Source organism: Salinivibrio socompensis S35 (genome assembly GCF_000513715.1).
In the GTDB taxonomy this organism is placed as follows: Bacteria; Pseudomonadota; Gammaproteobacteria; order Enterobacterales; family Vibrionaceae; genus Salinivibrio; species Salinivibrio socompensis.
The window spans coordinates 1-15,518 of the sequence record NZ_AQOD01000066.1 but is presented as its reverse complement, the minus strand read 5'-3'; the positions used below and the strand labels follow the sequence as shown (position 1 = coordinate 15,518).

Sequence of the window (15,518 nt, the reverse complement as noted above, 5' to 3'; positions counted from 1 at the left end):
CAGTTTTACCGTAGGCTACWMTCAACACCGAAATCTCTGGGCGCGTTAGGCCGGTGCCACGTAGGTTTCGCTCAGACAAGGTTTCATCATCTGGCAAATATTCGAGCGCACGATCTAGCTTCCCCTCTTTCTCTAGATAATGAATGAACCGAATTTGCTCTTTTAATAACGCGGCTTTCTGGTTATGGGTGACCGAAATCGACTCGCTTTGACTGTACGCATCTTCGATCACGATATCAGACACTTCGTCTTCCATTCGCTCCAGCAGCTCATTGCGCTTTTTGATGGTCAGATCCCCGGCAGCAACTAGCCCGTTGAGCAGGATCTTAATGTTGACCTCGTTATCTGAGCAATCGACACCACCGACATTATCAATAAAGTCGGTATTCACTCGACCGCCTTTTAGCGCATACTCAATCCGCCCCAATTGAGTCATACCCAAGTTGCCGCCCTCGCCAATAATACGAGCGCCCACTTCATTGCCATTAACACGCAAGCCATCATTCGCACGGTCACCGACCGAAGTATGTGTTTCGCTGGAGGATTTGACATAAGTTCCGATCCCCCCATTCCAAAGGAGATCGACGTTGGCTTTTAAGATCTGTTTAATCAGATCATTTGGCGCCATCGACTGCTTACGTGTACCGATCAGTTTTTGTATCTCTGGTGTTAAGGGGATTGATTTCGCACGGCGAGAGAACACCCCACCACCTTTGGCGATGAGCTTAGTATCGTAGTCTTCCCAGCTTGATCGCGGTAAATTGAAGATACGTTGGCGTTCCTTCCAGCTCTTCTCAGCATCTGGATTGGGGTCGATAAAGATATGCATGTGGTTAAACGCCGCCACGAGGCGAATATGCTTGGAAAGCAGCATGCCATTACCAAACACATCGCCGCCCATATCGCCAATCCCGACACAGGTGAAATCCGTGGTTTGACAATTAATATCCATTTCACGGAAATGACGCTTCACAGACTCCCAGGCGCCTGCGGCGGTAATCCCCATTTTTTTATGGTCATAACCGTTCGAGCCACCGGACGCAAAGGCATCCCCCAGCCAAAAGTTATATTGCGCTGAGACGCTATTAGCCAAATCAGAGAAAGTCGCCGTTCCCTTGTCTGCAGCGACGACTAAATAGGCGTCATCGTCATCATGGCGCACCACGTGATTAGGCGGCGTCAAGGTGCCCTCGACAATGTTATCGGTAATATCCAGCAACCCCTGAATAAAAATTCGATAACATCGCTTACCCTCCGCTATAATCGCATCCCGCTCAGTAAACTGATGCTGACGCTTACAGACAAAGCCCCCTTTCGCCCCGACTGGCACAATCACTGTATTTTTAACCTGCTGCGCTTTGACTAAGCCCAAGACTTCGGTACGGAAGTCTTCTTGGCGATCGGACCAACGCAACCCACCACGTGCCACTTTACCGCCGCGCAAATGCACCCCTTCGACATCGGGCGAGTAGACGAAGACCTCGTACGGGAGGACCGGTTTAGGCATATCCGGAATATCAGACGCATGCAGTTTTAATGACAGATAAGGTTTATCTTGGCCATTGTCTGGGTCTTTCTGGAAGAAGTTTGTACGGCTGGTCGCGAGTATGATTTCCATATACCGACGAATGATACGGTCATCATCCAAACTTTCGACATGGTCAAGTGCCTCTTCAATCTCGTGAATGATCGTATCTTGTGCACGCGTGTTTTGCTTACCCGCAGGGTCAAAACGGACATTAAACAACTTGACCAAGAACCCAGCGAGATGCGGGTGCGAGGACAACGTCTCCTCGATATACGCCTGACTAAACGGAAAGCCAATTTGACGCATATAGCGGGCATAGGCGCGCAAAATCGTGACTTCTCGCCCGGATAGCCCTGCGTTTAAGATTAAGCGGTTAAAGCCATCACTATCCAAGCGACCATGCCAAATGTCAGCAAAGGCATGTTGGAAGCGATCCCGTGCATTGCCCAGATCAAACGCCGTCCCCGCACTGTGCAGCATGGAGAAGTCGAGAATCCAATAAACATCGCCTTGGCTGGTCTCAACCTCATATGGCGCCTCTCCAATCACACGCAGTCCGAGGTTTTCTAGCATCGGCATGACATCCGATAAATGAATCGGCTCCCCCTTTTGGAAGAGCTTAAGGCTAATAGCATTCGATTGGTGACTGACTTCTTGTGGCCGATAGAGCAACATATCGAGTTTATTGTCGTCACTGAGCCCTTCAAGACGCTCAATATCCGCTACCGCTGATCCTGGTAACATGGCTTCTTTGTATGAACGTGGAAAAGCGCGCAAGTAACGCTTCGCAATCGGTGTGCCACGGTTTTCCCCGAAATTGGCTATCACGGCTTCTTGTAAACGATCATCCCATGATGACGCGGCCTCAGTGAGGTTTTGCTCGATTTTTTTCACATCAATATCAAAGTTATTATTTTCCACTCGGACAATATAATGCGTCCGCGCCAGCGGGCTCTCCGAGAAGAAAGTGGTAAATTCAACCGTCTGATCTGACCCAAAATATTGCTGTAAAATACGCTGAGTTTGACGACGGAATTCGGTGTTATAGCGCTCTCGGGTGATATACACCATGCACGAGAAAAAACGACCAAACGGATCACGACGAACAAACACTCTTAGCATGTCGCGGTCTTGCATTTGTACCACGCCCATCCCTACGTTGCGCATTTCTTCTTCGGTTGCTTGGAAAAGCTCATCGCGCGGGTAGTTTTCTAAGATATTCGCCAGCGCTTTCCACGAGTGTGATTCGCGATAAAACCCGCTGTTGTCGAGAATACGGCGCACTTTATTACGCAGTACCGGAATGCTAGCCGTCGATTGGTTATAAGCAGACGAAGCATAAAGCCCCGTGAACCGGTGCTCACCAATCACATTGCCTTTGCTATCAAATTTTTTGATCCCGATGTAATCGACATAAGCGGGACGATGAACCCGGGATTTCGCATTACTTTTGGTTAGCACCAACAGCTCTTTTTTCAGCGCTTCCGCTCGCGCTGATTCCGGCATTTCTGATAACCGCAATGCCTGTGGCGATTTATGCTTTTTGGCCAAGCCCAGTGCGTCACAATCACTGCTTGCGCGCAGCTCGTAGTCGCCTTCAACCGGCACCAGGTCAAAGCACTTATACCCCATGAAGGTAAAGTTGTTGTCCGTGATCCAACTTAAGAACTCAACCGCTTCTTGACGACGCTCATCATCAATGGGCCGTTGGGTGTTTTTTAATGATGCCACCAGCTCAACCATTTGTGCTCGCATCGGCTTCCAGTCGTTCACCACCATCACCACATCGGTCAAGGTTTCAGAGAGCTCAGCTTCAAGTGCTGCCATCTCTGATTCATCCGACATCTTGTCGATTTCAATATGGAAGGTACTTTGGAATTGGCCGTCCTCATTCCCAATGCTGACCACATCACCCTGATCGTTCTTGCATGCTTTGATCGGGCTATTCAGCATTAAGTGCGTCGTAATGTCTAAGCGATTAAGAGCAATACGCACAGAGTCAACAAGGAAAGGGGCATCTGGGGCGAGAATCTCAACAATCGTGTGGGTTGATTGCCATCCATTTCCGCTCAGGCTGGGATTAAAGACTTTGACAAAAACTTTATCTTGTTCAAACGTGTTGAGGTGGTGCCATAAGCTCATTACCGCACCATAAAGATCTGATTCATTGCGCTCCTGCAAATCATCATCAGATATTTGACCCAATATCCTTTTGGCTAACGCATCGACAAGTGGTTGTTGAGTATCATCGAGTTTATCAGCGATGAGTTGATAAACCTTCTCAAGTAACACAGGTACTATAGGGTCACGCGAGGTCATTCTGGAACTCCGTTGTCCTTTTTAGAACATTATCATTGTGAGTAGTTATCAGAGGTAAACATTGCGTTAACAAACGCACTGTCTAGTGTAAGGCTTGGATAGTAAAAACGTTATAGATAAACGGCTGGATTGATGCGAATTTCGCGAAAATGTGACTAGTGTGGCTATTTATTTAAACAATGGGTGAGGCTTTAACCAAGCCAATTTAAGCAACGCGCATTAACGATTGAAAGCGGTGGTGCGTGTCCGTCGTCAGTTTAAAACGACCCCGGATCCCAAGCTGGGAGATAAAAGGACGAAAGCGAGACGCCGGGATTTGCAAACGCAGCCCTTGATCTGTGGTGACGATAACATTCGCCGCGGCGCCACTGTAATAGTGCTGATACTCAAAGTAAGCAATATAAACGCTAAAAAAGTACTCCATGATCCACTTTTCATCCGCTAAATTCATTGGTTAAAAAAGCCGCCCGACTAGGCGGCTTTTGAGGTTCACGTTTAACCGCGACCCTTTTATTCCAAGTTATCGGTTAATGCTCAAGTGTTTTTTCCACTTTTTCATACAGATCGTTGGCCAAGTTATCCATATCGGCTAACTCTTGCAGTACATTACGCATTTGCTGTTGACGCGCCTGGTCGTAGTACGCCAGTTTAAGCAGAGGATCAATCAAGCGCGATGCCACTTGTGGGTTTGATTGGTTTAGCGTCACCAAGATTTCTTTTAAGAAACGATACCCTGCACCATCTTTGGCATGAAAACGTGCCGGGTTACGATTACAAAACGCCCCAATTAAACTACGTATCCGGTTCGGGTTTTTCAACGTAAATGCCTGGTGCGACATTTGCGCTTTTACTTGCTCTAACGCATTATCGGCTGGATTGGCGCCTTGCAGCATAAACCATTTATCCATCACCAACCCATCGTGCTGCCACTTGTCACTGAAATCTTTCATCAGCGGCTCTCGGCAAGGCAGTTGCGCACCATTCGCCGCGTTTAGGGCTGCCATGGTGTCTGTCATATTATGCGCATCTTGATAATGCTGCTCAACATAGCCATTGCCATTTTCTGTATGCGCTAAGTAACTCAGGCAGGCATTGCGCAAGGCGCGCTCACCTATTGCTTTGTGCGTGATTTGATAATCTGTTTGTGCATATTGGCGATACACCGCGGCAAACTCGTCTAGCATGTGATCAGCAAACTGCTGTTTAAGCGCTGCCATCACTTGGTGAATCGCATCCACGTCGACGGTTTCAAACCAGCCTGCTACCTCTGTTTCTGAAGGTAAATTAAGCACTTCAGCAATCAAAGCAGGATCCGTATTGTCACTCAGCAACGCTCCACGGAAAGCATCAACAACTGACAAGGGCACTTCGATCGGTTGATCATCTTGCACACGCGCCACATTGGCTTTGATATGCTTGGCCAGTAAGCTTTGGCCGGCATCCCAACGTGCAAAATCATTCCGAGCATGCTGCAATAAGAACGCCAGCTCATCGTCTTGATAATCATATTCAAGTTTTACTGGCGCTGAGAATTCGCGTAGCAACGACAGCACTGGTTGCTCATCGACACGATCAAACAGATAAGTTTGCTCTGTTTTGGTAACGGCTAATACGTTAGAGACAGGCTCTCCGTGACGCTGTAACTCAATCACACTACCATCTTGACGGTACATTTCGATATCGAGCGGAATATACAGCGGCTGCTTATCCTGTTGATCGGCCGTGGCCGGAGTGTGCTGGGCAACATGTAGCGCCAATTGCTTGGTGGCCGCGTCATAGGTGGATGAAACAGTCAGCACTGGCGTCCCTGACTGGCTATACCAGAGCCGGAACTGAGTCAGATCAATGCCTGATGCATCTTCCATCGCTTGGACGAAGTCATCACAGGTCGATGCGGTACCATCATGGCGTTCAAAATACAGCTTCACCCCTTTTTGGAATGCGGATTCACCCAAAATGGTGTGCATCATGCGAATCACTTCACTGCCCTTTTCGTACACTGTCAGGGTGTAGAAATTATTCATCTCGATCACTTTTTCAGGGCGGATCGGATGAGACATGGGGCTCGCATCCTCAGCAAATTGCGGTCCACGTACAATCCGTGCATTGCTAATACGGTTGACGGAGCGCGAGCCTAAATCAGAAGAAAACTCTTGATCACGGAAGACCGTTAAGCCCTCTTTAAGGCTAAGTTGGAACCAATCTCGCAAGTGACGCGGTTACCGGTCCAGTTGTGGAAGTATTCGTGACCAATGACCGCTTCAATGCCTAGGTAGTCGGTATCAGTTGCCGTTTCAGCATTCGCCAGCACGTATTTGGAGTTAAAGATATTCAGGCCTTTGTTCTCCATCGCACCCATGTTGAAAAAATCAACTGCCACAATCATGTAGATATCCAGATCATACTCAAGATCAAATCGCTCTTCGTCCCACTTCATCGCGTTTTTCAGTGACACCATGGCGTGATCGGCACGATCTAGGTTGCCTTTATCAACAAAAATTTCTAACGCGACATTGCGCCCTGAACGCGTTTCAAACGTGTCTCGTAAGACATCAAAATCGCCACCAACCAAGGCAAACAAGTAGCTTGGTTTGGCATGAGGATCATGCCATTCAACCCAGTGACGGCCATTATCAAGATCACCGGCAGCCATCTTATTACCGTTACTGAGCAAATAAGGATACATCTCTTTATCCGCAATCACCTTGGTGGTAAATCGCGCAAGGACATCAGGACGGTCGAGATAATAAGTAATGCGACGGAAACCTTCTGCCTCACACTGGGTACAATACGCACCGCCAGAGATGTATAACCCTTCTAGCGCAGAGTTATTCTCCGGATCCAGCTGGGTCTGAATAGTCAAGGTGAACGCGGCGGGTACATCGCGAATAATTAATTTCCCCGCTTCTTCACTATATGCCGTCCACGCATCACCATTAATATCAAGACGCAACAGAGTCAGATCATCCCCATCAAGGACAAGCTCTGTCGCTTGCTCGTTAAGTCGTTTTACTTGGCTAACTGCGGTGACCTGGGTTTTGTTGGGGTCCAGATCGAACTCAAGGTTAATATCCGTAATGGTGAAATCTGGTGCGCGATAATCATCACGGTATTTGGCGGTGGGTTGTTGAGACATGTTGTTTCCTTTTTGTCGGGTGTACCTCAGCCAACGAATTATATTCATTCGCTTTTAGGACGATTTGCATGCCATACCATACCGCGGCTGAGCAAAGATGACTATAGGTTTAACAGTTTGTTATCAAATGTTTGCATTTACATACAACAACGTGGTGACACAGGATTTACGCTCACCCCATAGACGGCCGACAAACACGTTTCCCTGTACTAAAAACAAACCGTAGTGGTTAAAAGTACGACAAAATGTCAACGAAGCCTGCCAATCCATGCGGAAATATAATGTGACGACGGTTAAATTTTTTGAAAATTACGGTACTATGGCGCCAATTTCGTTTTGTAACCCGTAAGGCGTTCCTCACGCATGCACAATCCGATCATCACATCGCTTTTGGATACTGATGCTTATAAACTGAATATGCAGCAGGCGGTGTTTCATCATTACCCTGACGTTCATGTCAGCGCGGACTTTTATTGTCGCAGCGATGAAAACCTCGCCTATCTGCGTGACCAGGTTATCGACCATATTCATCATATGGGGACACTCCGCTTTCAAGCCGACGAGATTGATTACCTCGCCTCATTAGATCTGTATCAGGCTGATTTTCTCACCTATCTCTCGCGCTTCCAACTCAACCCTCAACAGGTGACGGTATCAATTGAAGATGGCCAACTCGCGATACATATCGATGGGCCATGGTGCGAGGTCATTTTGTGGGAAGTGCCACTGCTTGCGATTATCTGTGAGCTTCGAAACCGTGCTTGCTATCCTGAGTATGGCGTCAATGATGCTTTGGCGCGTCTCGACGACAAACTGGCGCATTTAGCGGCCGATGGTTATTCGGATAACTTCCATCTGGTTGATTTTGGTACACGCCGCCGTTTTTCTCGCGATGTGCATCAGGCTATCGTCACGCGTTTACAGGCTGTTTATCCGCCGCTGAAGGGGACGTCAAATTGTTGGTTGGCAAAACAACTGGGGCTCCCTCCAGTGGGAACACAAGCACATGAGTGTTCCAGGCTCACCAACAACTGGCCGGCGATTTGGCTGACTCCCAACAGCTTGCTCTGAATATTTGGCTACGAGAGTATCCTGACAGTCTTGGGATCGCCCTCACCGACTGTATTAATATGGATGCCTTTTTGCGCGACTTTGATGCGTCTCTGTCACAGGCATTCAGTGGCTTGCGTCACGACAGCGGCGATCCCATCATCTGGGGAGAAAAAGCCATTGCGCACTATCGCCACCACCACATTGACCCTAAGGATAAAACCTTAGTTTTTCTGATAGCTTGACACTGGCTAAAGCGATTCATATTTATCAACATTTTGCTGGTAAGGCGAGTACTTCGTTTGGGATTGGGACACAACTAACCTGTGATTTACCGAATGTGAAAACATTAAATGTCGTGATCAAGCTAACCAGCTGCCAAGGTAAACCTGTTGCTAAAATATCGGATGAACCGAACAAAGCGATTTGTAAGGACGAGGCCCATTTATCGGCACTAAAGGCAGCCTTTGATCTGTCACCGTAAATTGCGTTCTTGGACGGTGTTGAATAGACGAAGTCAGTCGCATATGTCAGCATTTAACGTAAAAAAGTCCGTTGCGATAACGGACTTTTTTACGTACAGCGAGTCTATTTGTCGAACGACTCATTGCGTTGTCGTTGTAACACGGCTTCCATACCAAACACATCATTGGTTAAGCGCAAAGTATCGGCCGCCAGCTGGTACTGAGAGGAGTGACGCCCTTCTTTGTAGATCAACATTAAGTGATCTCCCTCAACCAAATACACGCCTTGATGAGTCACTGAACGGCCACTATCACCGCGTACCTGCATGGCAAACAGAAAGTCCGGGCGCAATTTAAGCGACACACCGTCTACGTCTTCGCTAACATCATCGCCTTCAATACTGTTTGAACGCCACAAACCACTCAGGTTGTCCGGAAGCAGTTTGGTAAATATCGTCCCTTGCAGTTGCAATTGATGATGGTTCAGTTGATATGCATGTACTTGATCAGTGCCATGATCATCATAAAACCGCAACGTGTGTTGAGTGACAGCATATTGACCAGACGCCGTTTCCAGTTGTCCGTTACGACGTAACATATCAATACGAAATTCGTAGTGAGAGTTGAAGGAAATATTAATCGCTTTATAAGGATGGGTCGGCGATGCTTGTTGTTCTTCACTAAACCAATACCATTGCCCCAAAAGTAAAGGAACATCGAAGCGTCCTAAATCCTCACTGTGCACGGGCAATGCAATCAACATAGCAAGTATGATCCCGTAGAAATAACGCATACCTTCCCCCCACTGATGGTGATGCCTTATTACTAAGATTAGACCTAGTTCTCATTTTTAGTGAAAAAAAAGCCCAGGTCGGATGACCCAGGCTCGTAGTGATCACAGTCGTGCATTTTTCGTGCGCACTACTCGTTACGCGATGTCGTGAGGTTAACCAGATCTCGCGTAATACTGGCAGCTTCGTCTAGGTAGGCATCAGGCTCTTCATACTCTTTAGGTACATCATCGAGTGACTTGAAGCGAGGCTCACCCATGGCTTCTTGACGTGCATTTAAACGCGCTAAGCGGTCTGCATCTTCGTCGTCCATCTCTTGACGTCGTATTTTCTCATTTAAAGACAAGGTATTGTCGTCCTTCTCTTTTTGATAACGCGCGATATCTTGACGGATAAAACTGAATTCTCGATCGTCAGCAATCCTTTTTTGATGGCGTTGCGCGAGGGTATCAATCACTGATTCAGGCAAAGACTGTGCCTGATAATCGGCTTTTTCAATACGATCCCAAGGCAATGCATTGTCTTCCATACTTTCACCGGTTTCATCAGGCGATACAGGCGATGGAAACGCGATGTCAGGCACAACCCCTTTATTTTGGGTGCTACCACCACTGATGCGATAAAATTTCTGGATTGTATATTGCACGTAACCCAAGGGGTTATCGAACAAATCGTAAATATGGTTAAGCGAGCGATGCTGTTGCACTGTCCCTTTACCAAAAGATTGTTCGCCAATCACCACCGCTCGGTCATAATCTTGCATTGCCGCGGCAAAATTTCCGATGCAGAGGCACTATAGCGATTGATGAGCACGGTCATCGGCCCTGTGTAATAGCTTTTACCATCACTGTCCGCGTTGACATTGACGCGGCCATAGCTGTCTCGCACTTGCACGATCGGCCCTTTATCGATGAACAAGCCACTGAGTGCCGTTGCTTCACTCAGCGCTCCGCCACCGTTATTACGCAAATCGACAACAATGCCACTGACATCTTTCTCTTGTAAGTTTGCCAATTCTTTTTTGGTGTCATCGGCCAAGCCGACATAAAAACCCGGAACAGTGATCACTCCGATTTTATCTTCCCCGCGCGTAATCACTTCCGATTTCACCGCTCGATCTTCGAGACGGATTTTATCACGGGTCAGTGTGACGTTGTAACTTTTAGCGTTAGCGCCTTCAGGGAGGATTTTGAGTTGGACTTCGCTCCCTTTCGGGCCTTTGATCAGTTCCACGACGTCATCCAAACGCCAGCCAATCACGTCTACGACCGATTCGTCCTCCTGGCCAACACCAATAATGCGGTCACCCGGTGACAACTGCTTCGACTTTGACGCAGGGCCACCCGCGACCAATGAACGGATCACGGTATACTCGTTTTTGACTTGTAAAACCGCACCAATCCCTTCAAGAGACAAATTCATTTCTGATTGGAATTGTTCAGCATTACGGGGAGATAAGTAGCTCGTATGCGGATCGACCTCACGCGCGAAGGCGTTCATGTATACTTGGAACACATCTTCACTGTGGCTTTGAGTGAGGCGTTTTAACGCACTGTTATAACGCTTGCTTAGGGTGTCGCGGATCTCATCGTCCTCTTTTCCCGTTAGGCGTAAGTTCAATGCGTCGTTTTTGACTCGCTTGTCCCAAATCGCATCAAGCTCCGCTTGGTTTGCCGCCCACGGCCGCTCAGTGCGGTCCAGCACCATGCTTTCATCTGCGGAAAAATCAAACGGTTTATCGAGTACTTTTAGAGCGTACTGATAGCGTTCAAAGCGCTTTTTGAGTACTCGATTATAAATCGCATACGCGGCCTCTGTTTCACCCGCCTTCAGTTGATCATCTAAACGTGTTTCCCAACGAGATAGCGCGCCGACATCATCCTGCGTCAAAAAGACTCGGTTGTAGTCTAGCGTTTCAAGATAACGTTTAAAAATGGCGGCTGAAAACGCATCGTCGAGCGTAAACTGCTTATAGTGGGAGCGGGTAAAGCGTGACGTCACCCGTTTGGAAGCGGTTTCGTGTTGAGGTTCAGCAGAGAGTGATGGTAACTCACTGAGTGGGTAATCGGCCTCTACGGCCTGGGCAGATGCTGCCAGCATTAAGCTGACAGCAATCGCCGAAACGCGGCGTCGACAAAACATGCGTCGATGAGTCTCCTTTAGGCGCTGAGGTGCTCCGCTTTCACTAACATGGTCAAGCCGTTAGTCAGGCGAACACGCACCTCATCCTTATTAATTTCAACAATGGTCGCCGGTAAGTTGCCGTTGCCCATGTTCACATTTACGTCTTTACCTACGACAACGTCGTTGGCGCTGAGTTCGCGACGTGGCTCACTCTCTTTCTTAGTCATTTTAGCGGGCTTTGGTTTACTTGTACGGCCTTTCGCTGATTGCGCGGCCGCTTTTTTACCTTTGGCTGGCGCTTTTTCACCGTTTTTCGCCTGAGATTCCGCTTTTTTGGCCTGTTGCTGCTTACGACGCTCAGCGGCCCGTGCTTTGCTTTCTGCTAAAGTCTGAGCCGCATGATCAATATGCTCTTGCTCTAGCTCGCCGCACGCATTGCCATCTAAATCGACGCGTGACGCACCGGGTTTCACGCTGTGCAGATAACGCCAGGAAGACGTGTACTGACGAAGCGCGGCGCGCAATTGGGTTTTGCTTACCTTGGGATCGCCCTCAAGACGAGTCGCAAGATCTTGAAAAATACCAATTTTTAATGGCTTGGCTTCGCCTTCAACAGTAAAACATTCAGGGAAACGTTCAGCAATATAGGCAATGACTTCTTTGCTGTTCGCGAGCTTTTCAGTATTTTCCATGTTTTTTCCTGGCCTGCTGCAGCAAACTGCAGCAGCGTATCTACGTGTATTTAAGTATGAAAGTGGTGCGTATTATAGATACCTGATATTAAAAAACTACCAAGATTGACGAAATCATAAGTGTTTTTGCATTTCTTTGACCAAGGTAGCCAGCCCATGCTCATCTTCTTGGTCAAATCGACCGATACTTGGGCTATCAATATCGAGCACCGCATGCCGTTGTCCGTTGACGCGCACAGGAAGGACAATTTCAGCGTTGCTGGCGGCATCACAGGCGATATGTCCTTCAAAAGCATGCACATCGTCAACCCGCATGACGGTATCTTGTCGATAAGCCGCCCCACATACGCCTTTATCAAAAGGAATGCGAACACACGCTGGTTGGCCTTGAAATGGCCCAAGCACTAACTCGTCACCATCATCCAGATAGAATCCAACCCAGTTGATATCATCAAGTTGGCTGTTTAGTAAGGCGCTCACATTAGCAAGCTTGGCGATAAGGCTAGGCTCACCTTCACATAAAGCCACCGCTTGTTGCGTTAACAAACGATAAAAATCCGCTTTGTTTTCCATAAATCACTGCATCTCAATCAACAAGACCATTACAATAGAAAGAATCTAAATACATTTCAATTGAGTATCTTAATTTATGATCACTTGGCGCTGGCTTCTTGACCAAGCTCGACCTCATCGAACGCGTCTGGTCTGGGCAAATATCGTCGCCATTGCGGCCACACTCATCAGTGTGCCCATTCCGCTATTGATGCCACTTCTGGTCGACGAGGTGCTACTCGACAAACCCGATTGGGGGCTCGCGGTGCTTAACGCGATACTGCCACAAAGTTGGCAACAGGCTGCTTTTTATATTGCCGCCGTGTTAGTGATCGTGGTGTTGATGCGCACCATCAGCCAAGGATTAAATATCTTACAAGGCCGTCAGTTTACGCTGGTGGGTAAAGCCATCACCTATAAAATCCGTCAACACCTGATTGCAAAACTCGGTCGAATTAGCATGCGTGAGTATGAGCTCCGTGGCAGTGGCGGACTAACATCACACCTTGTCACCGATGTGGAAACGATCGATAAGTTTATCGGGACGACGTTGAGTAAATTTATCATCGGGATCCTCACCGTTATCGGTACCGCGGTGGTGCTGATTTGGATAGACTGGCGATTAGGCTTGTTTATTTTGTTGATTAATCCGATTGTGGTGGCGCTGAGTCGTGCACTCGGTCAACGGGTCAAGCACCTTAAGACCCGCGAAAACCAGGCTTTTGAGCAGTTCCAGCAACGATTGGTCGATACCTTAGACGGGTTATATCAACTACGCGCCGCTAATCGAGAGCGAGCTTATTTACAGCAGCTTGATGACAGTGCCAGTGATATCAAAGTGAGTGCGGATAAATACGCTTGGCAATCGGAAGCGGCCAGTCGTCTGTCCTTTTTAATGTTTTTAGTCGGCTTCGAGCTCTTTCGCGCGGTCGCAATGGGCATGGTCTTTTTTAGTGACCTTTCTATCGGCTTGATGTTTGCCGTGTTTGGTTATCTATGGTTTATGCTCGGACCGGTGCAAGAGCTACTCGGGATCCAGTTTGCTTGGTACAGCGCAAAAGCCGCGATGACACGCATTAACGACGTATTGCAATTACCTGAAGAAACTCGGCGCCCCGAGGGGATCGACCCAGGAGAACTCACACGAGGTAGAGATAACGCTCAGGCGCTCAACGTCGAGATAGATAACCTTCACTTTGCCTATGATGATGACAAAGCGGTTCTCGATGGTCTCACTATGCAGATCTCGGCTGGGCAACGCGTAGCCCTCGTTGGTGCCAGTGGCGGCGGGAAATCGACTCTCATTCAGTTGTTGTTAGGGCTCTATCCTGTAGAAAACGGAGATATTCGCTTTAACGGCCACTCCATTAATGATGTCAACATGGATGCGCTTCGTCATCAAATTGCCGTGGTATTGCAACAACCCATACTGTTTAATGATACCTTAAGAAATAATTTAAATTTGGGGCGTGAGTTTGATGATGCGACGCTCTGGCAAGCACTGGAGAGAGCGCAGCTGGGCGATGTGGTGAATCAACTGACACAGGGGTTAGAGACTCCTTTGGGACGTCAAGGTGTGCGCCTGTCAGGCGGTCAGCGCCAACGTGTGGCCATAGCGCGAATGCTTCTCGGCGATCCTAAGCTGGTGATTTTAGATGAAGCCACCTCGGCACTCGATACCGCCACTGAACGAGCACTGCACCAAGCCATGCAAACCTTTTTGGCCGGTCGTACCACCCTTATCGTTGCTCACCGGCTGTCAGCGGTTAAAAATGCCGATGTGATTTATGTGCTCGATGAAGGCCAAGTCAGTCAACAAGGCACACACACCGAGCTGGTGAATGCGCCCGGTGTTTATCAAACCTTATATGGACAACTCCAACAGGTAGCAGGGAAATAAAAGTGATCACGCAACCGCCAGACAACGCTATGTCGGCATCTTATCCCAGTAAGATAAGATGCCCGGGTTGTGATCTGGTGGTAAAAGGCTGTCAAACGGGTTATGACCATCTCGCCATCTGCCCACGTTGCGCGACCAAGCTTGCACAAGGACGACGCTTATCCTTTAACAGTGAAATCGCGTTAACTTTGACGATACTGATCCTCTTCTTACCTGCTCATTTCCTACCTTTGTTATCAATCGATCTATTAGGCGCAACCATCACTGCCTCCGTATTGACCGGCGCTGGGCTACTTTGGTCAGACTTTCCCTTTGTTGCGGCACTGGTGATCATCTGCGCCTCGTTGGGGCCGCTGATCTTTACCAGCGCCCTACTCACCTTACACCTTGCACGACGACGTCAAGCGATTGGTTACTTTCGTCTCGCGGTTAAAGTGGTTGAACATAGCCGTCACTGGGTCATGGCGGATGTGTTGATGGTAAGCCTAGCAATCGCCTGTTTTAAAATTCAAGACTATGCCACCCTTCATTTTTCTACTGGCCTAGCGTGTTACGCGGTTATCCAAATCTTGCTCTCTGTACTACTAGTGAGGGTAAACACACAAAGATACTGGGATACATTTTCTTGGTCTGTTGCGCCGTTCGATGACACGCTTGCACTCATTCGCTGTGGTCACTGTGGCTTGACACAAACCGCAAACCAAGCAGCTTGCCAGCGCTGCCACCAGCCTCTTCATCGGCGCGCCATTCGCAGTGAGCAAAAGACGTGGGCGTGTTTGATCACGGCCAGTCTTTTTCTGTTCCCCGCCAACGTCTATCCGATTTCGATTTTATTCTCTAACGGTATTCGGCTTGAAGATACGATTTTTTCTGGAGTGGCGAGCTTAATCAATCATGGTATGCCCGGTATTGCCGCGATCATTTTCACCGCCAGCATCATCGTCCCAGTGGCCAAGATCTGG

General features: G+C 48.3%; 7 protein-coding genes and 3 pseudogenes. 3 read left to right on the top strand and 7 right to left on the bottom strand.

Annotated features, from left to right (window positions below):
* The 3 genes and pseudogenes from DZ54_RS0108520 to pepN all read right to left on the bottom strand — a co-directional run.
* The coding region (locus DZ54_RS0108520) for an NAD-glutamate dehydrogenase (protein ID WP_025673761.1) at positions 1-3,847 on the bottom strand (3,847 nt) is incomplete at its 3' end.
* Between the two features lie 205 nt (positions 3,848-4,052).
* Positions 4,053-4,298 carry a DUF2835 domain-containing protein gene (locus DZ54_RS0108515; protein WP_420804845.1) on the bottom strand — a complete coding sequence of 82 codons (246 nt, stop codon included), beginning with the start codon at positions 4,296-4,298 and terminating at the stop codon, positions 4,053-4,055.
* A gap of 76 nt (positions 4,299-4,374) precedes the next feature.
* Positions 4,375-6,983, bottom strand: a pseudogene (gene pepN / locus DZ54_RS20250) (aminopeptidase N).
* 363 nt (positions 6,984-7,346) lie between these two features.
* Between pepN and pncB the strand changes: the two are divergent.
* Positions 7,347-8,517: pseudogene (gene pncB, locus DZ54_RS20245) on the top strand (nicotinate phosphoribosyltransferase).
* A gap of 104 nt (positions 8,518-8,621) precedes the next feature.
* Here the strand turns inward: pncB and DZ54_RS0108500 are convergent.
* From DZ54_RS0108500 to DZ54_RS0108485, 4 genes and pseudogenes are all read right to left on the bottom strand, one after another.
* Positions 8,622-9,290, bottom strand: a complete 669-nt coding sequence (locus tag DZ54_RS0108500; RefSeq protein WP_025673759.1) for a hypothetical protein — start codon at positions 9,288-9,290, stop codon at positions 8,622-8,624.
* A gap of 128 nt (positions 9,291-9,418) precedes the next feature.
* Positions 9,419-11,430: pseudogene (gene prc, locus DZ54_RS20240) on the bottom strand (carboxy terminal-processing peptidase).
* Positions 11,431-11,447: 17 nt separating this feature from the next.
* Complete coding sequence (gene proQ, locus DZ54_RS0108490; RefSeq protein WP_025673758.1) at positions 11,448-12,104, bottom strand: RNA chaperone ProQ; 657 nt, start codon at positions 12,102-12,104, stop codon at positions 11,448-11,450.
* Positions 12,105-12,218: 114 nt separating this feature from the next.
* On the bottom strand, positions 12,219-12,677 hold the full coding sequence (locus tag DZ54_RS0108485; protein WP_025673757.1) for a GAF domain-containing protein: 459 nt from the start codon (positions 12,675-12,677) through the stop codon (positions 12,219-12,221).
* A gap of 76 nt (positions 12,678-12,753) precedes the next feature.
* Here DZ54_RS0108485 and DZ54_RS0108480 point away from each other — a divergent pair, with 76 nt between their 5' ends.
* Positions 12,754-14,556, top strand: coding sequence for an ABC transporter ATP-binding protein (locus DZ54_RS0108480; RefSeq protein WP_025673756.1), 1,803 nt, complete (start codon positions 12,754-12,756; stop codon positions 14,554-14,556).
* 2 nt (positions 14,557-14,558) lie between these two features.
* Positions 14,559-15,518 (top strand): paraquat-inducible protein A (locus DZ54_RS0108475; RefSeq protein WP_025673755.1); only part of this gene is annotated, 960 nt, incomplete at its 3' end.

Excerpts from the sequence above, each read along its gene's own strand:
- DZ54_RS0108515 (WP_420804845.1), bottom strand. The coding sequence starts at position 4,298 with ATGAATTTAGCGGATGAAAAGTGGATCATGGAGTACTTTTTTAGCGTT.
- DZ54_RS0108500 (WP_025673759.1), bottom strand. The coding sequence starts at position 9,290 with ATGCGTTATTTCTACGGGATCATACTTGCTATGTTGATTGCATTGCCC.
- proQ (WP_025673758.1), bottom strand. The coding sequence starts at position 12,104 with ATGGAAAATACTGAAAAGCTCGCGAACAGCAAAGAAGTCATTGCCTAT.
- DZ54_RS0108485 (WP_025673757.1), bottom strand. The coding sequence starts at position 12,677 with ATGGAAAACAAAGCGGATTTTTATCGTTTGTTAACGCAACAAGCGGTG.
- DZ54_RS0108480 (WP_025673756.1), top strand. The coding sequence starts at position 12,754 with ATGATCACTTGGCGCTGGCTTCTTGACCAAGCTCGACCTCATCGAACG.